The sequence below is a fragment of the Streptomyces sp. WAC00040 genome, assembly GCF_056835925.1.
Window position 1 is genome coordinate 536,036 of sequence record NZ_JAKQZE010000003.1, and the last position, 22,321, is coordinate 558,356.

The window sequence follows — 22,321 nt, forward strand, 5'->3', positions numbered from 1 at the left end:
CCCCTCACATGCCCGGCCGGTTCACCGCCGTGCCGGTTGTTCTTCGTGCGCGCCTGGCTCTCCGTGCGCGTCCTGTGCTCCGGCAGCATACGTGCGCCGTGGGGGCCGCCAGTCGGCGATGCCGTCGAAGGTCCGCAGCATCAGGCCGGGGCCGAGGCGGGAGACCGCGGACATGAGGGCGTCGCGGACGGCGACGGCGGGTGCGCCGCGCAGGGACATCAGCCGGGCGACCTGGGCCGACTTCCGGACGATCGCCGTGGTACGGGGCTGCCGCTCGGCACTGTAGGCGGCGAGCCCGGCGCCGAGGTCGAGGCCGGTGGCCGTGTGGTGGGCGAGCACGATCGCGTCCTCGATGGCCTGGTTGCCGCCCTGGCCGAGCGTCGGGGCCATGGCGTGCGCGGCGTCGCCGAGGAGCACGGTGCGGCCGCGGTGGAAGGCGGGCAGCGACCGGATCATGTGGTGGACGTCGTTGCGGAGCACGCTCTCGGGTGCGGCGGCGGCGATGACGCCGGGGACGGGGTCGTGCCAGTCGCCGAACCGGCGCAGCAGCTCGGCCTTCTCGCCGTCCGGCGCCTTGCCTCCCTGCGGGGCGACGGCGGCCGCGTAGGCGTAGATCCGGCCGTCCTTGAGGGGCTGGGTGCCCCAGAGGGAGCCGGGGCCCCAGGTCTCGTGCGGCTCGAAGGGCTGCTCCGGCGCGGGGCCGACCACGCGCCAGGTCGTCATCCCTGAGTACGCGGGCCCCGGGTGGTCGGGGAAGAGGGCGCCGCGCACGGCGGAGTGGATGCCGTCGGCGCCGATGACGAGGTCCGCCTCGATGTCGCCGTCGGGTGTGGTCACCCGGGCCGGGCGTCCACCGGCGGTCCCCGCGTCGGCCACTTCACCGGGGCAGCCGGTGCGGACGGTGCCCTCGGGCAGCCGGCGGGCGATCCGGTCGATCAGAGTGGCGCGGTGGACGAGCACGAGGGGTCCGCCGAACCGTTCCGCGGCGGCGGCGCTGTCGATGCGGGACAGCCAGCGGCCGGCGGGGGTGCGCATACCGCCGGGGCCCTGCCAGGCGGCTAGGCCGCGGACCTCGTCGCCGAGTCCGACGACGTCCAGTGCGCGCTGGGAGTTGGGGGCGAGTCCGATGCCCGCGCCGACGGGCTCGAGGGACGCGGCCTTTTCCAGGACGGTGACCTGCCAGCCGTGCTGCCGCAGGGCGACGGCCGCGGTGAGGCCGCCGATCCCACTGCCGACAACGACTGCGTGTGCGGCTTTACGCGGTACGGGCATGGCTGCTCCTCCACTCGGTTACTACAGATGTAGTGCCATGGCCAAGCTACTACATCTGTAGTTCCGGCGGTAGATTGACGGCATGGCCGCACGCACCGCCCCGCCCGGCGCCCCACGGGCAGAACTCATCGCCGACACCGCGCTCGCGCTCCTCGCAGAGCGCGGGATGCGCGGGCTCACCCACCGCGCCGTGGACGAGGCGGCAGGGCTGCCGCAAGGCTCGACCTCCAACCACGCCCGCACCCGTCAGGCGCTGCTCGAGGCGGCGGTGCGCCGGCTGGCGGACCGCGAGGCGGCCGTCCTCACCGTGGCGGCCCTGCCGCCCGCACTCGGCGGCAGGGCCGACCTGCTGGACGCCATGGCGCTCGCCCTGCACCGCTATCTCACGGGCCACCGCGAACTGCTTGTCGCCCGCTACGAACTGGCTCTGGAGGCAACCCGGCGCCCGGAACTGCGCGAGTTCTACGACCGGACGGGCAGCCGCTTCCGCACCCCGCTCAACGCGCTGATGGCCGAAGCGGGTTCACCCGAGCCGGAACGCCACGCCCTGTCCCTCGTCGCATGGTGCGAGGGGCTGATGTTCGCCTGCGCCGTCGGCGCGTACCACGCGGCGGTACCGAGCCTGGAAGAACTGCGCAAGGGTTTCCAGGAGTTGTTGCGCGGTCTGCTCGGCGCGCAAGCCGGCCAGAGCGAATAACTCCTGGCAGCGCGGCGGGAGGTGACGCAGGATGATCGCCATGACCACAGACACACGTACCGAGCCGTCCACCACCGCCGGCGAACGCGCCATGCTGGAAGGCTTCTTGGACTACCACCGCGAGACCCTGATCATGAAGTGCGCCGGTCTGGACGACGCGCAGCTGCGGACGGCCTCGCTTGCACCGTCGGAGCTCACCCTGCTGGGGCTCGTGCGACACCTCGCCGAGGTCGAGCGCTACTGGTTCCGCGAGATCATGGACGACGAGGACCTTCCCGACCTGTACTCAACGGAGGAGGACCGGGACGGGGACTTCCATGTCACCGAACAGGACACCTGGGCCGAGGCGCACACGACCTGGCTCACCCAGGTCGCCGACGCCCGCAAGGTCACCGCGGCGCACGAACTCGACGACCTGTCGGTGTCCCGCAGCCGCGGCGGCGAGGCGTTCAGCCTGCGCTGGATCCTCACCCACATGATCGAGGAGTACGCACGCCACAACGGCCACGCCGACCTGCTGCGCGAGCACATCGACGGCGCCACGGGCGAGTGACCGGGCGAGGGCGGCAACCGGCTCAGCCTGCCCCCAGGGTGCGCTCCAGGCGGTCGATGGCGGCCCGCACCCCGCGGCCGTAACCGTCGTCCGCCAGGGCGTCCGTGGACGCGCGTGCCCGCTCCAGATGGGCGCGCGCCTCCTCGGGGCGGTGCAGCTTGACGTAGTCCGCCGCCAGGTTCAGATGGAGCGAGGGGTACAGGGCCCGGACCGCGAGTGTCTGGTGCCGGGCGAGCCGTTCGTCGCTCAGCCCGTCGGCCGCCGACAGGGCACGCAGATCCCAGGCGAGCTCGTCCGCCGGGTCGTCCTGGACGTCCGCCATGCAGTGGGCGAGGGTGCAGCGGTGCAGGGCGTCCCCTTCCTCGCCGATCTGTGACCACAGCAGCGCGAAGCGATTACGCGCCTCCTCGCGGTCACCCCCGTGCAACAGCATCATCGCCTGCCCGATCCGGGTCATGACGATGTCCTGCGACGCCTCCTGCTGCTCCATCACTGTGGCCTCCTCGTCCGCGGCGAAGTGCTGCTTGAGGACACCGACGCTAGCCGCCGCCGGGGCCGATCCCGCACAGGCTCGGGCTGCGGCCCGAGCCTGTCAGCCGGGTGCGCCTCAGCCGAGGTCGGGAATGCGCCAGTCGATGGGGTCGTGGCCCTGCGCCGCGACGGCCTCGTTGATCTGGGTGAACGGACGGGAGCCGAAGAACTTCTTCGCGGACAGCGGTGAGGGATGCGCCCCCTTCACCACGGCATGCCGCTCCTCGTCGATGAGCGGCAGCTTCTTCTGCGCGTAGTTGCCCCACAGGACGAAGACGGCGGGGTCCGGCCGGGAGGCCACCGCACGGATCACCGCGTCGGTCACCTTCTCCCAGCCCTTGCCCTTGTGGGAATTGGCCTCGCCGGCCCGGACGGTCAGCACCGCGTTGAGCAGTAGCACGCCCTGGCGTGCCCACGGCATCAGATAGCCGTTGTCCGGGACCGGATGGCCGAGCTCGCTCTGCATCTCCTTGTAGATGTTGCGCAAGGACGGCGGGGTCTTGACGCCCGGCCGCACGGAGAAGCAGAGACCGTGCCCCTGGCCCTCGCCGTGGTACGGGTCCTGACCGAGGATGAGCACCTTCACCCGCTCGTACGGTGTGGCCTCCAGCGCGGCGAACACCTCCGCACTCGGCGGATACACCGGCCCGTTGGCCCGCTCCTTCTCGACGAACTCGGTGAGCTCCCTGAAGTACGGCTTCTGCAGCTCTTCGCCGAGGACGCCGCGCCAGGACTCGGGCAGCATGTCGGTGTCGGTCACGTCAACAACCTCCGTCGATGGGCCGGTTCCGAGATCCCGGAACCGAGATCTCAGAACCTACCCGGGGGCACTGACAGCCCTACCAGCTGGCCTTGCGGTACAGCTCCCACACCTGCATGACGGTCTGCGGGTCGAGAGCACGCTCGCCGCCGCCGATCTCCTCGCTGGCCGCCACGTACAGTTTGCCCTGCCACAGCGGCAGCAGGCGAACGTCGTCGACGAGGATCTCCTGCGCCTTCTCGAACTGCTTGGTGACCGCTCCGCGGTCGCTCTCACGCCGGGACTGCACGAGCTGCTCGGCGATCTCCGGTGCGTCGTACGGGGTGCCGAGGACGTTGTTCGGGCCGACGAACGGTGCGATGAAGTTGTCCGGGTCCGGGAAGTCCGGGAACCAGCCACGGCCGAAGACGGGGTACTGGCCCGCCTGGTAGCCCTTCTGGAACTCGGCCCACGGCTTGCCCTGGATCGTGATCTTGAACAGGCCGGTGGCTTCGAGCTGCCGCTTGATCTCGGCGAACTCGGGGGCCGTCGCGGATCCGTACCGGTCGGTGGTGAACCAGAAGCTCAGCGGAACGGGCCCGGTGATGCCCGCGTCCTCGAGGATCTCCTCCGCCTTCTTGACGTCCGGCTCGCCGTACCGGTCGAAGAACTCGGTGGTGTGCCCGGCGATGCCCTTGGGGACCATCGAGTACAGCGGCTCGGCGGTGCCCTTGTAGACCTTCTCCACGAGCGCGCCGCGGTCGATGATCTGCGCGATCGCGCGGCGCACGGCGAGCTTGCCTGCATTGGGGTCGGCCGGATTGAAGACGAGGTAGCGGATGTCGGCGCCGACCGTCTCGACCAGCTGGAGGTGGTCGTTCTCCGGCTTCTTCTCCTGGAGTTCGACGACCTGCTCCGCGGTCAGACCACGGTTGATCGCGTCGATCTCCTGCTTCTTCAGGGCCGTCATCATGAGGCCGGAGTCCTGGAAGTAGCGGATCGTCACCGCGTCGTTCTTGACCTTCGCGAAGCCCTTGTACTTGGCGAAGCGGGTCAGTTCCGCCCGGTCGCCCTTCTCGTACGAGGCCAGGGCGTACGGACCGGAGCCGGTGAGCTTGCCGTCCTCCCGGAGCTTGTCGGCCGGGTACTCGGAGGGCGGCACGATCGACATGGCCGGGGTGGCGAGGATGAACGGGAACGTCGCGTCGGCGGTCTTGAGACGGAAGGTCACGGTGCGGTCACCGGTCGTCTCCACCTTGTCGAGCGACTCCAGCAGACCCTTCGGGCCACCCTGCACGGCGATGGTCCGGATGCGGTCGATGGAGTGCTTGACGGCGGCGGCGTCGAGCTTGTCGCCGTTGGTGAAGGTGAGGCCCTCCTTGAGTTCGCACTCGAAGACCTTGTTGCCGGTGTCGGCGAAGCGGCACTCGCCCGCGTCGGACTGCGGCACGGTGCTCCCCGTCGGGAAGCTCACGAGGGTCTGGAAGACGTTCCGGTACAACTCCCACGAACCGTCCCATGCGGCAGCCGGGTCGAGAGTGCTCGGCTCGCTGGTCGTACCGACGGAGATCTTCTGTTCACGGTCGGCGTCCTCGTCCGAGAACAGGCCGCACCCCGCCAGCAGAGATATGGACGCTAGGGCTGCAGCGGCCTGCAGACAGGTCCGGTAGAACACGTGCACGCTCCTCGTTCAGCCATGGGTCGGCGAACCATACCGCAGCGCCCCGCCGGGTCAATGTGGAGGCCCGGCGGGGCACTTGGATCATTCAGGAACAAACCGCCTCAGGACGGTCCGCTCGGCGTCAGTGGACGCCCGCGTTGAGGAAGATACCGCCGTCCACGACGAGTGTCTGCCCCGTGATCCAGTCCGACTGCTCGGAGGTCAGGAACGCGGCCGCGCCGCCGATGTCCGCCGGCACGCCGAGCCGCCCCAGGGGGTACGCGGCGGCCGCCTCGGCCTCCCGGCCCTCGTAGAGCGCCTCCGCGAACTTGGTCTTGATCACCGCGGGTGCGATGGCGTTGACGCGGACCGAGGGCGCGAGCTCGTGCGCCAGCTGGAGCGTCAGGTTGACCATGGCCGCCTTGCTCATGCCGTACGCGCCGATGAAGGGCGACGCGGAGACACCGGCGACCGAGGCGATGTTCACGATCGCACCGCCGTTCTCCTTCTGCCACGCCTTCCACGTCTGCTGCGCGAAGCCGAGGGCGGAGATCACGTTGGTCTCGTAGACCTTGCGCGCCACGTTCAGGTCGAGCTCGGTGATCGGGCCGAAGACCGGATTCGTGCCGGCGTTGTTGACGAGGAAGTCGACGCGGCCGAAGGCCTCCATGGTGCGCTCGACCGCCGCCGCCTGGTGGGCCTCGTCATGGGCCTTGCCCGCCACCGCGATGACCCGGTCGGCGCCGAGCCGCTCCACGGCCTCCTTCAGGGCCTCCTCGCCGCGCCCGGTGATGCACACCCGGTCGCCACGGGCGACGAGCGCCTCGGCGATGCCGTACCCGATGCCCCGGCTCGCGCCGGTGACCAGCGCGACCTTGCCGCTGTCCGCGGCCTGCCCCGCCCCTGCCGTCTGTGCTGCCATGTCGTTCGAACCCCGATTCAGTTGAGCGGGCCGCCGGCCACGTACATGACCTGGCCGGAGACGAATCCGGCGTCGTCACCGGCGAAGAAGGCGATCGCATTCGCGACGTCCTCGGGCCGGCCGACGCGCTGGACGGGGATCTGGGTGGCGGCGGCGGCCTGGAACTCCTCGAAGCCCATACCCACGCGGGCCGCCGTCTGCGCCGTCATCTCGGTGACGATGAAGCCCGGGGCGACGGCGTTGGCCGTGATGCCGAACTTGCCCAGCTCCTTGGCCAGGGTCTTGGTGAAGCCCTGGAGGCCGGCCTTGACCGCCGCGTAGTTGGCCTGGCCGCGGTTGCCGAGTGCCGAGGACGAGGACAGGGAGACGATCCGGCCGAAGCCGGCGTCGACCATGTGCTTCTGACAGGCCTTGGCCATCAGGAACGCGCCCTTGAGGTGCACGTTGACGACGGTGTCCCAGTCGGACTCGCTCATCTTGAAGAGCAGGTTGTCGCGGAGCACACCGGCGTTGTTCACCAGGATCGTCGGCGCGCCGAGCTCGGCCGCGACGCGCGCCACGGCGGCCTCCACCTGCGCGGCGTCCGAGACGTCGCAGCCCACCGCGAGCGCCTTGCCGCCGGCTGCGGTGATCTTCTCGACCGTGTCCTTGCAGGCCGCCTCGTCGAGGTCGAGTACGGCTACGGCCCGGCCGTCGGCCGCGAGCCGGACGGCCGTGGCGGCGCCGATGCCGCGCGCGCCCCCGGTAACGACAGCCACACGCTGCTCGGTGGTGGACATTCTGGTTCTCCTCGCCCTTGAAGCCCGTCAATCCCTGTGCCGGCGACTGTCGCGGTCCTTGACTGAGCAACCGCTTAGTACCTTCGGCAGACAGGACGCTAGAAGCCCTGGCACGCGGTGTCAACGGCACCAGGGATCCACGGCGCATGTCACATCGATCAGCCGCGTCCGTCAGCGCACGAGCAGGTCGAGCAGCCGCTCCACCTCGGCCGCCGGATCGGCCGTGAGCCCGGTGTGCACCGGGCCCGGCTGGACGACGGTGGACCGGGGTGCGATCAGCCACCGGAAGCGCCGTCCCGCATCGTCATGGGCGGCCTGTCCCGCGTCCTCGCCGCCCCGGCAGACGCCCTCCACGGCGTGGAGCGCCGCCCGTACGCCGGTCACGTCGGCCTCCGGGTCGAGCGCCCGCAGCTTGCCCTCGTCCAGGTGGGTGCGGGCGGCCACGAAGGTCCTGGCGCGGCAGTAGACCACCACGCCGGCGTTGAAGCACTCCCCGCGCTCGACCCGCGGCACCACACGCAGCAGCGCGTACTCGAAAACATCGCGGTCGGTCACCGGCGTGCGTCCTTCTCGTCCGTCTGCGCGTGGTTCTTCGTGGCGTGCGGCCACGGCGTGGCGTGTTCGGTCAGCCAGCCGGGCGCCTGGGACGGCCGCTGCTTCGTGGGGGCGTTCAGTGTGATCCGCTCGTGGATCGTCGCGGCACGCGGCAGCAGGGCCTCGACGTAGGAACGGCGCAGCGCGTCGGTGGAGTCGAAGCCCGGCTCGTCGATCAGCCACTCGTCGGGCACGTGCGCCGCGACCTCTGTGAGCAGTTCCTCCGTGACCAGCGGCGCGAGCTCGGCGGCGGCGGCCTCGACGTCCGGGCCGAAGGGGGCGAGGGCGTGGTCGGACGCGTCGTACGGCTTGGCGGCGGAGGCGGCCGCGCCGGGCCAGTTGTGGTGCCAGATCATGGTGGCGCCGTGGTCGATGAGCCATAGGTCCCCGTGCCACACCAGCATGTTGGGGTTGCGCCAGGACCGGTCCACGTTGTTGATCAGGGCGTCGAACCAGACCACCTTCCCGGCCTCGGCCGCCGCGACCTCGTAGGCGAGCGGGTCGAACCCGAGCGACCCCGGCAGGAAGTCCATGCCGAGGTTGAGCCCGCCGCTGGCCTTGAGCAGTTCCTGCACCTCCTGGTCCGGCTCCGACAGACCGATGACCGGATCGAGCTGGATGGTGACGAGGTCGGGCACCCGCAGCCCGAGCCGCCGCCCGAGCTCCCCGCAGATGACCTCGGCGACCAGGGTCTTGCGCCCCTGCCCGGCGCCGGTGAACTTCATGACGTAGGTACCGAGGTCGTCGGCCTCGACGATCCCGGGCAGCGAGCCGCCCTCGCGCAGGGGCGTGACGTAACGGGTCGCGGTGACCTCTGTAAGCATTTTCCCAGGCTATCCGGTGGCTGTACTTCAGGATCAACGGCGTGGCCGGAACCGTCACTTCCGCACGTCTGTGGACGGCCGACGCCACGGCCGCAGACGGGCGCGAAGACGGCGAGGCCGCGACCGGTCCCCGGTTCCGGTCGCGGCCCCACTGGTGCGAAGGTCGGTGCAGCGTCAGCAGCAGTTGCCGGCGGTGACGGGGCCGCGCGCACCGGCGTCGGCTACGGCCTCGCCGGAGCAACATGTGCTGCCCTGCTGCTTGGTGAGGCTGTCGGCGTCGGCCTTGACGACGTACACCTCCCACGGCTCCTGACCGGGGCCGTGGACCCAGACCTTGTCCTGGAGGGCGTAGCAGCAGGTGGTGTCGTTCTCCTCCGCTGTCGTGAGGCCGGCTTCGCTCAGGCGGGTGGTGGCGGCGTGGACGGCCTCGGTGCTTTCGACTTCCACGCCCAGGTGGTCCATGCGCGTGTCCTCCCCTTTCGAGCCTTCGACGAGGACGAGCTTGAGCGGAGGTTCGGCGATGGCGAAGTTGGCGTAGCCGTCACGGAGCTTGGTCGGCCCGGTGCCGAAGAGCTTCGTGTAGAAGGCGACGGATGCGGTCAGGTCGGGGACGCGCAGGGCGAGCTGTATGCGGGACATGAGGGTCCTCCTGCTCGGGGTGGGTGGTGGAGCGTCAGCAGCCGCCGGAGGTGGCGGGGGCGCCGACGCCGATCCGGAGGGTGGCGGGGGCGGCGCAGCAGCCTCCGCCGTCGGCCTGCGCGGTCTCCGGCTCGTCGAACAGCCCGGCCCCGCCGCACACGCCCGTCTCCGGGAGTGTCAGTTCCACGCGCTCGGCGGCCTCCTGGTCGCCGGCCAGGGACGCGGCGATGGAGCGGACCTGCTCGTAGCCGGTCATGGCGAGGAAGGTGGGGGCGCGGCCGTAGGACTTCATGCCGACCAGGTAGACGTCCTTCTCCGGGTGGGAGAGCTCGTTGACGCCGTGCGGGTAGACCGTGCCGCAGGAGTGCTGGTTGGGGTCGATCAGCGGGGCGAGCTCGACCGGGGCCTGGAGGCGCTCGTCCAGGCCGAGGCGGAGCTCGTTCAGGAAGGTGAGGTCGGGGCGCAGGCCGGTGAGCACGATGATCTCGTCGACCGGGTCGAGGCGTCGGCCGTCGTCGCCGACGATGACGAGGCGGCCGTCGCCGTCGCGTTCGATCGCCTCGGTGCGGAAACCGGTCACCGCGTCGGCGTGGCCCCGGTCGACGGCGGCCTTCGCGGCGAGACCTAGGGCGCCGCGGGCGGGGAGCTGGTCCGCCTCGCCGCCGCCGAAGGTGGAGCCGGAGAGGCCGCGGCGCAGGATCCACACGCCGTGCGTGCCCGCACCGTCGCTCGCCTTCGCCAGGTCGGCAAGGCCCACGAGCGCGGTGAAAGCGGAGGCTCCGGAGCCGATGACCGCCGTGCGCCTGCCGGCGTGACGAGCGCGTACGGCCGGATCCTTCAGGTCGGGGACGCGGTAGGTGATACGGTCCGCCGCCGACTTCTCGCCGAGGGCGGACAGGCCGCTGCCGCCGGCCGGGCCTGGGGTGGCCCAGGTGCCGGAGGCGTCGATCACGGCGCGGGCGTTCAGACGTTCCTCGCGGCCGTCGGCGTACTCGGCATGCACGACCAAGGGCCGGCTCTCGCGGTCGGCGTCGACCACCCGGTCACGGCCGGCACGGGCGACACCGGTGACCCTGGAGCCGAAGCGCACCCGGTCGCCGAGGACGTCGGCGAGCGGCTGGAGATACCGCTCGGCCCAGTCCCCGCCGGTCGGGTAGGTGCCCGCGTCGGGCTTCACCCAGCCGGTCGGGGCCAGCAGCTTCTCGGCCACCGGGTCGACGACTTCGCCCCAGGTGGAGAACAGCCGCACATGGCTCCACTCACGCACCGCGGCCCCGGCCGCGTCGCCGGCTTCCAGGACGAGGGGCTCGATGCCGCGCTCCAGCAGGTGGGCTGCTGCCGCGAGCCCGATGGGGCCGGCTCCGATGACGACGACGGGAAGCTGGTGGCTGGTCACGGTGCTCGGTCTCCTCATTGGGAAGGGTGGTCGGGGGGCCGTCAGCGGGCGTAGCTGAGTGCGGTCAGTTCGGCGTGCGCCCGGATCCGCGCTGCTCGGCCTGTGCTGTCGCTGACCTGGGCGCGACTGTCGCAGAAGCTGACGCCGGCCAGGTGGCGGGCGGTGCGGCGCGCCTTGGCGGCACGGAGCGCGGTGCGGATCGATGTCATGACAACCCCCTGTTTCGATGTCCGTCAATACATCGAAGCTTGCCACTCGTATCGACGAGTGTCAACATAGACGCATGTCGAAATCAGAAGTGGTGGGGTTGCCAGTCCTCGAGGGCGAGAGCGTGGTGCCGTGCTGCCCGCCGATCACCGCCGCGGAGCTGTCACAGGCGGACGCGGAGAGGATGGCCGGCATGTTCAAGGCGCTGTCGGACCCGGTGCGCCTGCGACTGTTCTCCAAAGTGGCCTCCCACCCGGGCGGTGAGGCGTGCGTGTGCGACATCGCCGATGTCGGCGTGTCGCAGCCGACCGTCTCCCACCACCTGAAGAAGCTGCGCGAGGCCGGCCTCCTGACCTGCGAACGGCGTGGCACCTGGGTCTACTACCGGGTCGCCCCGTCCGTGGTGGCGGCGATGTCGGCCCTGCTCGACCTGCGCGCCTGACCCGTCCCGCACGGGCCGGTACGGTCGGGCGGCCAGTAGCCCGTCAAGGACGCCGGGGAACCCTCTCGGTGCTCAACCGGCACCGCGCCCCGCACGGCTCCTGGTGAGCCGCCCGGCCTCCGTCCGGCCTGGGGCGCGGCGCGCCCCAGGCCGCCTCAAGGCCCGATGCCCCCTCGATGGCCGAGGCCGAGGCCCGCCCGCCCCGCGCTCACGGGGCGCAGGCCTCGGCGATCGACAGGCTGTTCTCGTAGAGGTGGTGCCGGGTGATACGGCCGTCCTCGACGGTGAGGTGCAGCGCGAACGGGCCCTCGAAGGACTTTCCCGTCGCACGCACGGTCCCCGACACCCGCCCCATCAGGACGGCGTCAACGCCGTCGACGAGGAAGGTGTCGACGGAGGCGCGCGCGTCCTTGGGCACGGTGTGCTCCATCAGCTCCGTGAACTGGGCGGCGCATTCCGCTGCGGTGGACCGCGGGCGGATCCAGGGGACGGCGGGGTTCTCGGCGAGCACCCAGTCGACCGTCTCGGCGAAGAGCGAGACGAGCCGCACGGTGTCACCTGCCAGCCGCGCGGCAAGGAACTCCCGCACCACGGCCCGGGTGGCGTCGGCGTCGGAACTCGCGGTGGTGGCACTCGCCGTTGCGGCAGTGGACGTGACGGACATGGCGCTCTCCTCGCGGCTGCGGCCGGATCCCGGCGGGGGTTCCCCCGATGTGCTCGATCCTGCCCGGGGACGGGAGAGCGGTCGATTACGCCGGGGGTAATGAACGTCTCGCCGCAGGACCGGCCTCGACGCAGGCTAGGAGGCGCGTGGCTTCCGCCGTTCGGTGGCCTTCTTCGCGGTGGCCTTCTTGGTGGTCTTGGCCGTGGTCCCGGCGGTGGTCTTCTTGGCCGTGGTCTTCTTCGCGGGCGACTTCTTGGCCACCTTCTTGGCCGCCGCCTTCTTCTTCGGCTCGGGCATCTCGTGCACCGTGGCGTGCTCGCCCTCGCCCTCGCCACGGGACTCGCGTGCCCGGGTGACGGAGGCGGTGAGAGCGGCCATCAGGTCGACAACCTGGCCGCCCGGCTCCGCCGCCTCCGCGGCGGGGGCGGGCTGCTTGCCTTCGGCCTTGGCGGCGATGAGCTCCTCGAGGGCCTCGCGGTAGTGGTCGGTGTAGTGGGAGATGTCCTCCTCCCCCATCGCGTCCATGAGCGCGATGGCCCCGTCGACCTCTGAATCGTCGATCTCCACGGCCGGCGGCGCCAGCGCCTCGGGGGACCTGATCTCGTCGGGCCAGTGCATCGAATGCAGGACCAGGGCCTCGTCCTTGACCCGCAACAGTCCGAGGCGCTCGCGGCCGCGAAGCGCGAACTTGGCCACCGCGACCTTCGAAGACCGCTGCAGTGCCTGCCGCAGCAGCTTGTACGGCTTGGCCGCGACCTGACCGTCGCCCTCCAGGTAGTACGAGTCGCCGATCCGTACCGGGTCGATCGACCCCGCCGGCACGAACGCCACGATCTCGATCGCCTTCGCCGTCGGCAGCGGAATCTCCGCCAGGTCCTCGTCCGTCACGGCGACCAGCTGGTCCTTCGAGACCTCGTAGCCCTTCACGATCTCGTCGTCGGACAGCTGCTTCCCGTCCAGTTCGCAGACCTTGCGGTAGCGCACCCGGCCCATGTCCTCCAGGTGGACCTGCCGGAAGGAGATGCTGTGGTTCTCCGTGGCGGGCACGACCTTGATCGGGATCGTGACCAGCCCGAAGCTGATGGCGCCGGACCAGATGGGACGGGGCATGAACAACCTCCGGTAAGGCCCCGAGCACTGTCATGCAGGCCTCGGATTTCCTGGCACAGCCTCAGCCGCGATGGCACGTCAGTGACACTTATGCCGCCATTGTGAGACTCCCTGGTCGGGGCTGCCACCTCTTCGGTGCCCGCGGTTCCGTGGCCTGCGTCCATAACGAGCGCCACAGGAGCTGCCACGCCCTTGATCCGGCGGACCGTCCCCCGCGGGTGCCCTCACGGAGGCGGCCCGCACCACCGTTCGGCGCGACCTCGCGGCCGTCCTGCTGCGCCGGGAAGGCGCGCCCGACACCCGCCTTCTTCCGCGCCCGGGCATGGAGCTGCCTCGTGGAGCTGCCCCAAGGCACCCGGGCGATGGCTGCACAACTCCCCGACGCCCTGCCCGAGAAGCACCTCGAGCCCGTGTTCGTCCGCGACACCAGCCTGCCGGTCGCGGACGTGCCAAGGGGCTGACGGCTCCGGACCGTCCGCTCTACGATCATGTTCATGCCCATCACTCCGTCCTCTCTCCCCGTCCTCCACGGCCGCGGCGGCGCCGTCCTCACCGCCGACCGTGACGCGCTGATCCTGGACCGCCCGCGCGAGCAGGTCACCTTCGTGCCGGCAGCCGTCGCGCGGGTACGCGCCGAGGGCAGGACGGTGACGATCGAACTGCGTGCCCCGCGCGGGACAGCCCCGACCGTCTACCAGGTGGAGGACGTGAGCGAGGCGGCCGCCGCCGTCTTCGCCGACGGAGTGAACGCGATGCTCCCGGACCGGGAGGACGACGAAACCGACGGCACCGCCCTGACCGTCGTCCGCGCCCTCACCCCGACCTGGCACCAGAGGTTCGTGCGCCGGCTTCTGTGGGGCATGTTCGGGTTCTTCGTGGCGCTCGTCGCCCTCACCGTGGTCGCAGGTCTGGCAGGCACCGCGGCGTCGGTCATCTTCATGCTCCCGATCGGCGGTATCAGCTGGGTGTGCATCGGAGTCGGCGTGTACACGGTTCGTCGGTGGCTGCGCGAGCGGTGGCTGCGCCGGCACGGCATCACCGTGACGGCCACGGCGGCGGCGACGCCGGGCGCGTATGTGTACATGGACGGCACCGGCACGTACCGGGGCTTCGTGCACGGCGACGACGGCCCGTACGTCACGGTCAGCTACGACCCGCGCGATCCTGCGGACGTGCTGGTGCCGCAGGCCCCGCACCTGCGCCTCCTGAATTCGGTGCTCGGCTCGTTCCTGCTCCTCTGCTCGCTCGGCGGCGTGGCCCTGCTGGCCCTGGCGGTGGTGGACGCGCTCACCGGCGGCGATCTCAGCCGCGGCGCGGACGGCGTCTAGCCCTTCCCTGTCATCGGAGACGCCCACGTCGGACCTGCCCTGGCGGGACGAGCGCCCAGCACTCTCCCGACGTTCGTGCAGCCCTGCGGGCCAGGGTCCGGCGCCGCGCACCGGACCCTGGCCCGTGGCGGACGTCAGTCGAGGGGCGTCAGCGCGCCCGTGCGCGCCAGTTGCGCGTACCAGCGCGAGCTCGCCTTGGGGATGCGCCTGCCCGTCGGGTAGTCGACGTAGACCGTGCCGAAGCGCTTGCTGTACCCGTAGCCCCACTCGAAGTTGTCCAGCAGCGACCAGAGGAAGTAGCCGCGAACGTCCACGCCCGCCTCCATCGCCCGGTGCACCGCCGTGAGGTGACCGTGCAGATAGGCGATACGGTCCGGGTCGCGGACCTCGCCGCTCGGGTCGACGTAGTCGTCGAAGGCCGCGCCGTTCTCGGTGATCACGAGGGGCATGCCCGGCAGGTCCGCGCCCAGGCGCACCAGGAGGTCGTGCATGCCGGTCGGGTCGACCGCCCAGCCCATTGCGGTGGTGCTGCCGGGCGGGAGGTGGAAGGCCACGTTGTCGGCGCCGATCCAGGGGCTGTGGTTGCTTCTGCCGTGGCCGTCGGAGCCGTGACTCGTCCCCTCGGCCGCGGCGGACACCAGTGTCGGCGTGTAGTAGTTGACGCCGAGGAAGTCGAGCCGCTGCTTGATGTCGGCGGTGTCGCCGTCGCGTACGAAGGACCAGTCCGTCAGGTGGGACGTGCCCTCCAGCAGGTCGGCGGGGTAGGCCCCTTCGAACATCGGCCCGGTGAAGACCCGGTTGGCGAGGGCGTCGATGCGGCGCGCCGCGTCGACGTCGGGCGCCTGCCCGGTGAGCGGGCGCACATGGTGGATGTTGAGGGTGACGGACACCTGGGCGCTGCCGGGCAGCGCTGCGCGCAGCGCCTGAACCGCCTTGCCGTGCGCCAGGTTGAGGTGGTGCGCGGCCCGCAGGGCTGCCACCGGCTCGGTGCGGCCGGGTGCGTGCACACCGGAGCCGTAGCCGAGGAAGGCGCTGCACCAGGGCTCGTTGAGGGTGGTCCAGGTGCGGACCCGGTCGCCGAGCGCGTCGGCGGCGAGTGCGGCGTACTCCGCGAACCGGTCGGTGGTGGCCCGCTCGGGCCAGCCGCCGGCGTCCTCGAGCTCCTGCGGCAGGTCCCAGTGGTAGAGCGTGGCGACCGGCTGGATGCCCTTGTCCAGCAGTTCGTCGGTGAGCCTGCGGTAGAAGTCCAGGCCCTTCTGCACCGCCGGGCCGCGGCCGGTCGGCTGCACGCGCGGCCAGGCGATCGAGAACCGGTACGCGCCGACGCCGAGGTCGGCCATGATCGCGACGTGGCACATCCGGGAGGCGAACCGGCATGATCGCCGGGCACGGCCCGGACTTCTGGCAAAATGCGCTGCCTGGCGGCGTGTCACGCCGATCGACGAGGGAGGAGCCATGGGGGGCAGCCGGCGGCCGACCATCAAGACGGTGGCCGCGCGGGCGGGTGTGGGCCGCACGACGGTTTCGCGCGTCATCAACGGTTCGGAGCTCGTCAGCGACGAAGCACGGGACGCGGTCCTGGCGGCGATCGCGGAGCTGGGCTACGTACCGAACTCCGTCGCCCGGGGACTGGTCACCAGCAGGACCGACTCGATCGCCCTGGTGATCCCGGAATCCGAGAGCCGGCTGGGCTCCGAGCCGTACTTCTCCGCGGTCATCCGGGGCGTCAGCACGGGCCTGGCCGACACCAGGACCCAGCTCCAGCTGGTTCTCGTCCGGGACGAGGGCGAACAGGACCAGCTCACCGACTCGGTCGCCGCGCGACGGGTGGACGGCGTACTTCTGGTCTCCGTGCACGAGAAGGACCCCCTGCCGGGGCTCCTCGAGGACATGGGGCTGCCGACCGTGCTGGCCGGCCGCCGCTCCCCCGCCGAGTCGCTGAGCCACGCTCACTCCGACAACGTGGGCGGCGCCGCCGCCGCGGTGCGGCACCTGGTGGAACGGGGCCGGCGGACCATCACGACGATCACCGGACCGCTCGACATGGACGTCGGCCGGAGCCGTCTGCGCGGCTGGCGCGACGCCCTGGACGCGGCGGGCCGGGACTCCGGTGAACATCTCGTCGCCGCGGCCGACTTCACCGAGGAGGGCGGCAGGCAGGCCATGCGTTCACTTCTTGAACGCATCCCGGAACTCGACGCCGTCTTCGTCGCATCGGACGTGATGGCCGCCGGCGCGATGAGCGAACTGCGCGCGCAGGGCCGACGCATCCCCGAGGACGTGGCGGTGATCGGCTTCGACGACTCCTTCATCGCCCGGCACACCGACCCTCCGCTGACGACCGTGCGCCAGCCCGTCGAGGAGATCGGACGCACCATCGCCCGCATCCTGCTGGCCGAGATCACCGACCCGGACGTACCGCGGCAGCACGTGGTCCTGCCCACGGAACTCATCGTCCGCGACTCCACGTGATGTCCTCGGGCGGCGGACCTCATGAGGTCCGCGCAGCGGCCGAATTGCGGGGGGACAGAGAGAACGAGCGGGACAGACCTGGCGGCGATGCGGCCCGTCGCAGAGGACCGGAACGTCGGCTTCGAGACAGCGGGCACAGGTCCTGCTGGAGCAGCACAGTACTTGTCGGGGATCTTCAGCAGCCGAGTAGGGTTCGCCCGCATGGACGATCACGCCCTGGAGCTGCTGCGCACCCGTCCGGAGCTCGCCGAACTCGCCGCGTTCCCGTTCAACTTCGACATCGGCCGTGCCGATCACGTGGAGGACGTCCGGCTGGCGTCCGGCGCCCCGCTGGAAGCGGTCGCCGGGAACGACACCGGCGGCACGTACTTCGTCTGCGGCGGTGGCGCGGTGCTGTACGCGTCCTCGGAGGGGGACGCCGTACTGATCGCCGACAGTGTCACCGAGGCGCTGGAGACGGTCATCAGGCTGCCCTGGTGGTGCGAGGGTGTCCGCCCGGGCCTCGACGAGGAGCGGCTGCTCGCCGCGGTACGCGAAGGGGACGAGGAGGCGCGCGAACGGTTCGCCCCCGAACTGGACGCCCAGCGGGCGGCATTGCTGATCGGGCTGGGCCTGCCCGAGCGTCCCCTCGTCGAGCTGGCCGCCAGGGCGGAGTCCGCCGCGGGGCGCACAGAGCCGGACCATGTCCTGCTCAATGCCGAGGAGTTGAGGGCCTACCGCCTGCCCGGAGACCCACCGCGGCGCTCGCTGTGCGACGTCGTGCTGACGCCGGGGCGGGAGGCCCTGGAAAGGATGCGGTCCGGCGTGCCCGGCTCCTGGGAGGAGGTGGGCGGCGACGCGGTGCTGCGGGCCGGGATGATCCGGGCCGCGCAGTACGACCGCCGGGCGCAGGATCTGCCGTTGCTGCGCTTTGTGCTGGAGCGCGAGAACACCCAACGGACCGAATGGTTCGAGGAGCGCCGCCTTGCCGCCGTACTGGTGGGCCTGCACGGCCGCGCGGAGGATGTGCCGCTGCTGCGGGAGGCGACCGGGGGCCTGGTGACGGACGCCGCCGGCGCCGCGGAGCAGGCCCGGAAGGAAGACGCGGAGCGCCACGGCCGGGACCCATCGACGCAGAGCGAGTTCACGTGGATCGAGCTGGCACGGCGGCAAGGCCGCACGGAGCACGCCCGGGTCGCGCTGATCCGCTTGCTGGACGACACGGGCCCGGACGCGGCGGTACTCCAGGAGTTGAGCCGCGCGCTGGAACGGCTCGGCGACCACGCGCAGGCGGCCCGGGCGCAGTTCGACCTGCTGCCGCTGCGGGACACGGGGTGGGAGCTGGCTGCGGAAGCCTACGTGCTGGCACGGCTTGAACTGCGCAAGGGCGATCTGACGGCGGCGCGGCGGGCGTTGGAGCGCGCGCGTGCGGCGGTGGGACTCGACGGCGCCGTGCCGGACGAAACGGTGTCCGAGTGGCACCGCCGGGGCCTCGGCCGCATGATCACGGAGCAGCATCTGGAGCTGGTACTCGCTGCCGTGGAGGCCGGCGAGGCGGAGCTCGCGCGGGAGACGATGGGGCACGGACAGGTCCTGCTTACCACGATCGCCAAGCAGCTCCGCTCGTCGCTGGGCGATCTGCCGGCGCGGGCGACATGGGCCGTCGCACGGCTCGGCCGGGGGCCGTCGTAGCTCGCGCCCGGCTCGGTCCGGCGTGCGTCGCAGGGCCAGGGAGACGAAGCTCCGGCGGTCGCGGTGGACGCGAGGATGCGCGGCCAAGGCGCGCAGCAGCTCTTTGCCGCCGTACCATCGCAGGTCAGCATGCGTTCGTCGCCGGGTCGGATGCCCTGCGGAGCAGCAGGCGCCGTGAGGGCATCTCCCGGCTCGCCCATGCCGAGCGCCCCGTAGCGTCACCGCTGGACGGCGGATCCCCGATGGACGACGACTCGGTACGTCCACCGGCGCAGCTCGGCGGTGCCGGTGGACACCCGCACTGCTTTTCCGGGCGGGCGGGACCGGGCCGGGCTCCGGTGCCGGGCCGGACGCAGGACGCCCGTCACACGTCGGACCGGGACCCGAGCCGGCCGCCCTCCCCCGGCCCGCCGTCCGGTGATTCCCGACGGGCGTCCCGCTCGCCGGCGACCGGCGGGCCGTGCCCACCAGCCGCGACCCCGCCCGAACCGGTGTCCCCGTACGAACCGGTGTCCGCATCCGTGCGGGTGCCCGCCCCACCCGTGCCGGTGGCCGGCGGACCGGTGACGACTACCTGCGCGGGCCGCAGGAGATGGTCTCCGACCCGGTAACCGGGCCGCAGCACGCTGCTGCAGACCGGCCGCTCCAACTGTTCCGACTCCGTGTAGTCGAGCGCCTCATGAGCCGTCGGATCGAACGGCTCCCCCACCTCTCCGACGGACTGCAGGCCGAGCGCGGCCAGCCGGTCCTCGAGGAGGTCGGCGACGGACGTGAACCCCTTTGAGTCCTCGCCGTGTTCGCGCGCCCGAACGACGACGTCCAGGACCGGCAGGAGAGCGCCGAGCACATTGGACACGGCGATCTCCTGCACCGCTCTGCGGTCGCGTCGTACGCGCTTTCGGTAGTTGTCGTACTCGGCCTTCGTCCGCTGCAGGTCGGCGGTCCTTTCGGACAGCCGTGACCGCAGCTTCGCCATCTCCGACGCTTCGTCGCCGCCGGGCCCGTCGGCCGCCGGTGCCCGCTCCGGTGTCCGCTCCTGTACGCGCCCCCGCCCAGGGCCCTCGGCCTGGCCGTGCTCCGGCTCCGGGCGCGGGTGCCGTGCCTGTTCCGGGCCGGCCCCCGCATCCGCACCGGGCTCCCGCGGCGCCGCGGCGCCGGGGTCCGCCGAGGTCGCGGGCCCGGGTGCCTCGGTGGTCCCGCGCAGCTCGAGGGTGACCGGATCGATGCGGCGCCGGTCGCGGATGATCACGGGTGGACGCTGTTCCTTCCTGTGAGCGCGTCGGTCGTTCGGGACGCTCATCCTTCGCCTCCCTGCCGCCTGTCCTCGTCGACGATCTCGGCGTCGACCACCTCGTCGTCCGCCGGGCTCCCTCCCTCGCCGGCCGCCTGGCCACCGGCGGTTCCTGCGCCGCCCGTCGCGCCGGCTCCGCCCTCGGGCCGGGCATGGGCGTAGATGGCGGAGCCGACCTTCTGGGCGGCCACGCTGACCTTCTCCGTGGCCTCGCGGATCGCGGTCGTGTCGTCGCCCTTGAGCTTCTCCTTGAGGTCGCCGATCGCGGTCTCGACCTCCTGCCGTGCGTCCTGCGGGATCTGGTCCGCCTGGTCGCGCAGCAGCTTCTCGGTGTTGTACACCAGGCCCTCCGCCTGGTTGCGGGTCTCGGCCGCCTCCTTGCGGCGCCGGTCCTCCTCCGCGTGCTGTTCGGCCTCGCGCATCATGCGGTCGATGTCCTGCTTGGGCAGCGCGGAGCCACCGGTGACGGTCATCTTCTGTTCCTTGCCCGTGCCGAGGTCCTTCGCGGTCACGTGCATGATGCCGTTGGCGTCGATGTCGAACGTGACCTCGATCTGCGGCACCCCGCGCGGGGCCGGCGGCAGACCGGTCAGCTCGAACATCCCGAGCTTCTTGTTGTACGCCGCGATCTCGCGCTCGCCCTGGAAGACCTGGATCTGCACGGACGGCTGGTTGTCCTCGGCCGTCGTGAAGACCTCCGACCGCTTGGTCGGGATCGTGGTGTTGCGCTCGATGAGCTTGGTCATGATGCCGCCCTTGGTCTCGATACCGAGGGACAGCGGGGTCACGTCCAGCAGCAGGACGTCCTTGACCTCGCCCCGCAGCACGCCGGCCTGGAGGGACGCGCCGATGGCGACGACCTCGTCCGGGTTCACGCCCTTGTGCGGTTCCTTGCCGGTCAGTTCCTTGACCAGCTCGGTGACGGCGGGCATACGGGTCGAACCGCCGACCAGGATCACATGGTCGATGTCGCCGACACTGATGCCGGCGTCCTTGATCGCATTGTGGAAGGGGGCCTTGCAGCGCTCGAGCAGATCCGCTGTCAGCTGCTGGAACTGGGCACGCGTCAGCTTCTCGTCCAGGTGCAGCGGGCCCTCCGCGGAGGCTGTGATGTAGGGCAGGTTGATCGTCGTCTCGGTCGCGGAGGAGAGCTCGACCTTCGCCCGCTCCGCGGCTTCCCGCAGCCGCTGAAGGGCCATCTTGTCCTTCGAGAGGTCGATGCCGTAGCCGTTCTTGAACTGCTTGACCAGATGGTCGACGACGCGCTGGTCCCAGTCGTCGCCGCCGAGGTGGGTGTCACCGTTGGTGGCCTTCACCTCCACCAGGCCCTCCCCGATGTCCAGCAGTGAGACGTCGAAGGTTCCGCCACCGAGGTCGAAGACGAGAACCGTCTGGTCGTTCTCCTTGTCCAGGCCGTACGCGAGCGCGGCGGCGGTGGGCTCGTTGATGATCCGCAGCACCTTGAGACCGGCGATCTCCCCCGCCTCTTTGGTGGCGGTGCGCTGCGAGTCGTTGAAGTACGCGGGCACGGTGATCACGGCGTCGGTCACGTCCTCACCGAGATAGGCCTCCGCGTCCCGCTTCAGCTTCTGCAGCACCCGGGAGGAGATCTCCTGCGCGGTGTAGCGCTTGCCGTCGATGGACCCCGAGTCCGGGAAGCGCCACTGCGCCTCCCCCATGTGCCGCTTGACCGAACGGGCGGTGCGCTCGACGTTGGTCACCGCCTGACGCTTGGCGATCTCCCCGACGAGCACTTCGCCGCTCTTCGCGAAGGCGACCACCGAGGGCGTGGTCCGCGCACCCTCCGTACTGGCGATGACGGTCGGCTCGCCGCCTTCGAGGACGGCCACCACCGAGTTCGTCGTACCGAGGTCGATACCGACTGCACGGGTCATCTCAGCTCTCCTTCCTGCACAGGCTCGTCGGCGCGCCCGCCGGGGGCGCGCCGCGCCGGAGGTCCGACCGCGGGGGGCACCGCACCACCGCTCGTTCGGAGACGGCGGGTCACGGCCACTGCCACGGGTCCACGTCCATGGCCCATCGCAGCAGCAGGGTCAGCGGATCCGAGGAGTACGGGGCCTCCTGCGGAAGAACGTGTACCCGGACTGGGCCGGCGCGCACGCTCGGCCCCCGAAGGGCGCCTCCCAGGACCACCGGCGGCTCTGCCGGCGTCGGTTCGGCGGGTCGCATACGGGTCGCAGGGCCGGGCGACCGGTCGGCCGTCACCGGGATCCGCCGGGCGCCGGAGGCCCGTCCGCGGTGGTGGTCGGCGTCGTAGCGCTGCCGCAGCTCCGGGTCGCGGAGAATGGCGTACGCCGCCACGACGGCGGCGAGCTCCTCGAGCCGCGTCGCTCCGTCCGGGCTGGAGTCCGGGTGCAGGGCCCGGACCTGCCGGCGGTACGCCGTGGTGATCTGGCGGGGCGTCGCTGACGGCTCGACGCCGAGCACCGTGTAATGGTCACGGGAGGGATAGGGCCCCGGCATCTCGCCCACCTCCTTTCCCAGCGGGGCGGCAGCACCCTGAACCGGG

General features: G+C 71.3%; 23 protein-coding genes and 1 pseudogene. 7 read left to right on the top strand and 17 right to left on the bottom strand.

Annotated features, from left to right (window positions below; translation table 11 throughout):
* Positions 1–21 precede the first annotated feature (21 nt).
* Positions 22–1,272, bottom strand: a complete 1,251-nt coding sequence (locus tag MDN94_RS27875) for an FAD-dependent monooxygenase (protein ID WP_482728657.1) — start codon at positions 1,270–1,272, stop codon at positions 22–24.
* Positions 1,273–1,354: 82 nt separating this feature from the next.
* On the opposite strand from MDN94_RS27875, the gene MDN94_RS27880 reads away from it, so the two are divergent.
* On the top strand, positions 1,355–1,969 hold the full coding sequence (locus MDN94_RS27880) for a TetR/AcrR family transcriptional regulator (protein WP_482728658.1): 615 nt from the start codon (positions 1,355–1,357) through the stop codon (positions 1,967–1,969).
* 31 nt (positions 1,970–2,000) lie between these two features.
* Positions 2,001–2,522, top strand: coding sequence for a DinB family protein (locus MDN94_RS27885; RefSeq protein WP_453457935.1), 522 nt, complete (start codon positions 2,001–2,003; stop codon positions 2,520–2,522).
* A 22-nt stretch (positions 2,523–2,544) separates the two neighbouring features.
* Here MDN94_RS27885 and MDN94_RS27890 read toward each other — a convergent pair whose 3' ends face one another.
* The 10 genes from MDN94_RS27890 to MDN94_RS27935 all read right to left on the bottom strand — a co-directional run bounded on the left by MDN94_RS27890 (position 2,545) and on the right by MDN94_RS27935 (position 10,815).
* Complete coding sequence (locus tag MDN94_RS27890) at positions 2,545–3,015, bottom strand: hypothetical protein (protein WP_482728659.1); 471 nt, start codon at positions 3,013–3,015, stop codon at positions 2,545–2,547.
* 114 nt (positions 3,016–3,129) lie between these two features.
* Positions 3,130–3,813 (bottom strand): uracil-DNA glycosylase, encoded by a 684-nt coding sequence (locus MDN94_RS27895; RefSeq protein ID WP_482728660.1) that lies wholly within the window; start codon positions 3,811–3,813, stop codon positions 3,130–3,132.
* 79 nt (positions 3,814–3,892) lie between these two features.
* On the bottom strand, positions 3,893–5,467 hold the full coding sequence (locus MDN94_RS27900; protein WP_482728661.1) for an ABC transporter substrate-binding protein: 1,575 nt from the start codon (positions 5,465–5,467) through the stop codon (positions 3,893–3,895).
* A gap of 127 nt (positions 5,468–5,594) precedes the next feature.
* Positions 5,595–6,374: an SDR family oxidoreductase gene (locus MDN94_RS27905; RefSeq protein WP_482728662.1), complete on the bottom strand. Its 780-nt coding sequence runs from the start codon at positions 6,372–6,374 to the stop codon at positions 5,595–5,597.
* A 17-nt stretch (positions 6,375–6,391) separates the two neighbouring features.
* Positions 6,392–7,153 (bottom strand): 3-oxoacyl-ACP reductase FabG, encoded by a 762-nt coding sequence (gene fabG, locus MDN94_RS27910; RefSeq protein ID WP_482728663.1) that lies wholly within the window; start codon positions 7,151–7,153, stop codon positions 6,392–6,394.
* A gap of 171 nt (positions 7,154–7,324) precedes the next feature.
* Complete coding sequence (locus tag MDN94_RS27915; protein ID WP_482728664.1) at positions 7,325–7,708, bottom strand: DUF3037 domain-containing protein; 384 nt, start codon at positions 7,706–7,708, stop codon at positions 7,325–7,327.
* Positions 7,705–8,571 carry a HipA family kinase gene (locus MDN94_RS27920; RefSeq protein ID WP_482728665.1) on the bottom strand — a complete coding sequence of 289 codons (867 nt, stop codon included), beginning with the start codon at positions 8,569–8,571 and terminating at the stop codon, positions 7,705–7,707. The genes MDN94_RS27915 and MDN94_RS27920 overlap by 4 nt, the downstream gene beginning before the upstream one ends.
* Positions 8,572–8,745: 174 nt before the next feature.
* Complete coding sequence (locus MDN94_RS27925; RefSeq protein WP_482728666.1) at positions 8,746–9,210, bottom strand: ArsI/CadI family heavy metal resistance metalloenzyme; 465 nt, start codon at positions 9,208–9,210, stop codon at positions 8,746–8,748.
* 34 nt (positions 9,211–9,244) lie between these two features.
* Complete coding sequence (locus tag MDN94_RS27930; protein WP_482728667.1) at positions 9,245–10,624, bottom strand: FAD-dependent oxidoreductase; 1,380 nt, start codon at positions 10,622–10,624, stop codon at positions 9,245–9,247.
* 23 nt (positions 10,625–10,647) lie between these two features.
* Complete coding sequence (locus tag MDN94_RS27935; protein ID WP_482728668.1) at positions 10,648–10,815, bottom strand: hypothetical protein; 168 nt, start codon at positions 10,813–10,815, stop codon at positions 10,648–10,650.
* A 74-nt stretch (positions 10,816–10,889) separates the two neighbouring features.
* Here MDN94_RS27935 and MDN94_RS27940 point away from each other — a divergent pair, with 74 nt between their 5' ends.
* Entirely contained in the window at positions 10,890–11,255 is a 366-nt protein-coding gene (locus MDN94_RS27940; protein WP_482728669.1) for an ArsR/SmtB family transcription factor, read from the top strand.
* Positions 11,256–11,463: 208 nt separating this feature from the next.
* Here the strand turns inward: MDN94_RS27940 and MDN94_RS27945 are convergent, their stop codons facing one another.
* Positions 11,464–11,919, bottom strand: coding sequence for a nuclear transport factor 2 family protein (locus MDN94_RS27945; RefSeq protein WP_482728670.1), 456 nt, complete (start codon positions 11,917–11,919; stop codon positions 11,464–11,466).
* 135 nt (positions 11,920–12,054) lie between these two features.
* Entirely contained in the window at positions 12,055–13,029 is a 975-nt protein-coding gene (gene ku, locus MDN94_RS27950; RefSeq protein WP_482728671.1) for a non-homologous end joining protein Ku, read from the bottom strand.
* A gap of 335 nt (positions 13,030–13,364) precedes the next feature.
* Between ku and MDN94_RS27955 the strand changes: the two genes are divergently transcribed.
* Positions 13,365–13,490, top strand: a complete 126-nt coding sequence (locus MDN94_RS27955) for a hypothetical protein (protein ID WP_482728672.1) — start codon at positions 13,365–13,367, stop codon at positions 13,488–13,490.
* A gap of 33 nt (positions 13,491–13,523) precedes the next feature.
* A complete protein-coding gene (locus MDN94_RS27960; RefSeq protein ID WP_482728673.1) occupies positions 13,524–14,357 on the top strand; it encodes a hypothetical protein in 834 nt (277 codons plus the stop codon).
* Between the two features lie 134 nt (positions 14,358–14,491).
* Here MDN94_RS27960 and MDN94_RS27965 read toward each other — a convergent pair.
* Positions 14,492–15,766 (bottom strand): annotated as a pseudogene (locus MDN94_RS27965) (glycoside hydrolase family 1 protein); the annotation flags it as partial.
* 46 nt (positions 15,767–15,812) lie between these two features.
* Between MDN94_RS27965 and MDN94_RS27970 the strand changes: the two are divergent.
* Positions 15,813–16,829: a LacI family DNA-binding transcriptional regulator gene (locus MDN94_RS27970; protein ID WP_482728674.1), complete on the top strand. Its 1,017-nt coding sequence runs from the start codon at positions 15,813–15,815 to the stop codon at positions 16,827–16,829.
* Between the two features lie 201 nt (positions 16,830–17,030).
* On the top strand, positions 17,031–18,500 hold the full coding sequence (locus MDN94_RS27975; RefSeq protein ID WP_482728675.1) for a hypothetical protein: 1,470 nt from the start codon (positions 17,031–17,033) through the stop codon (positions 18,498–18,500).
* A gap of 364 nt (positions 18,501–18,864) precedes the next feature.
* Here MDN94_RS27975 and grpE read toward each other — a convergent pair whose 3' ends face one another.
* From grpE to MDN94_RS27990, 3 genes are all read right to left on the bottom strand, one after another.
* Positions 18,865–19,749, bottom strand: a complete 885-nt coding sequence (grpE, locus tag MDN94_RS27980) for a nucleotide exchange factor GrpE (RefSeq protein WP_482728676.1) — start codon at positions 19,747–19,749, stop codon at positions 18,865–18,867.
* Between the two features lie 47 nt (positions 19,750–19,796).
* Positions 19,797–21,686 (bottom strand): molecular chaperone DnaK, encoded by a 1,890-nt coding sequence (gene dnaK / locus MDN94_RS27985; protein ID WP_482728677.1) that lies wholly within the window; start codon positions 21,684–21,686, stop codon positions 19,797–19,799.
* Positions 21,687–21,795: 109 nt separating this feature from the next.
* On the bottom strand, positions 21,796–22,275 hold the full coding sequence (locus MDN94_RS27990) for a J domain-containing protein (RefSeq protein WP_482728678.1): 480 nt from the start codon (positions 22,273–22,275) through the stop codon (positions 21,796–21,798).
* Positions 22,276–22,321: the final 46 nt, after the last annotated feature.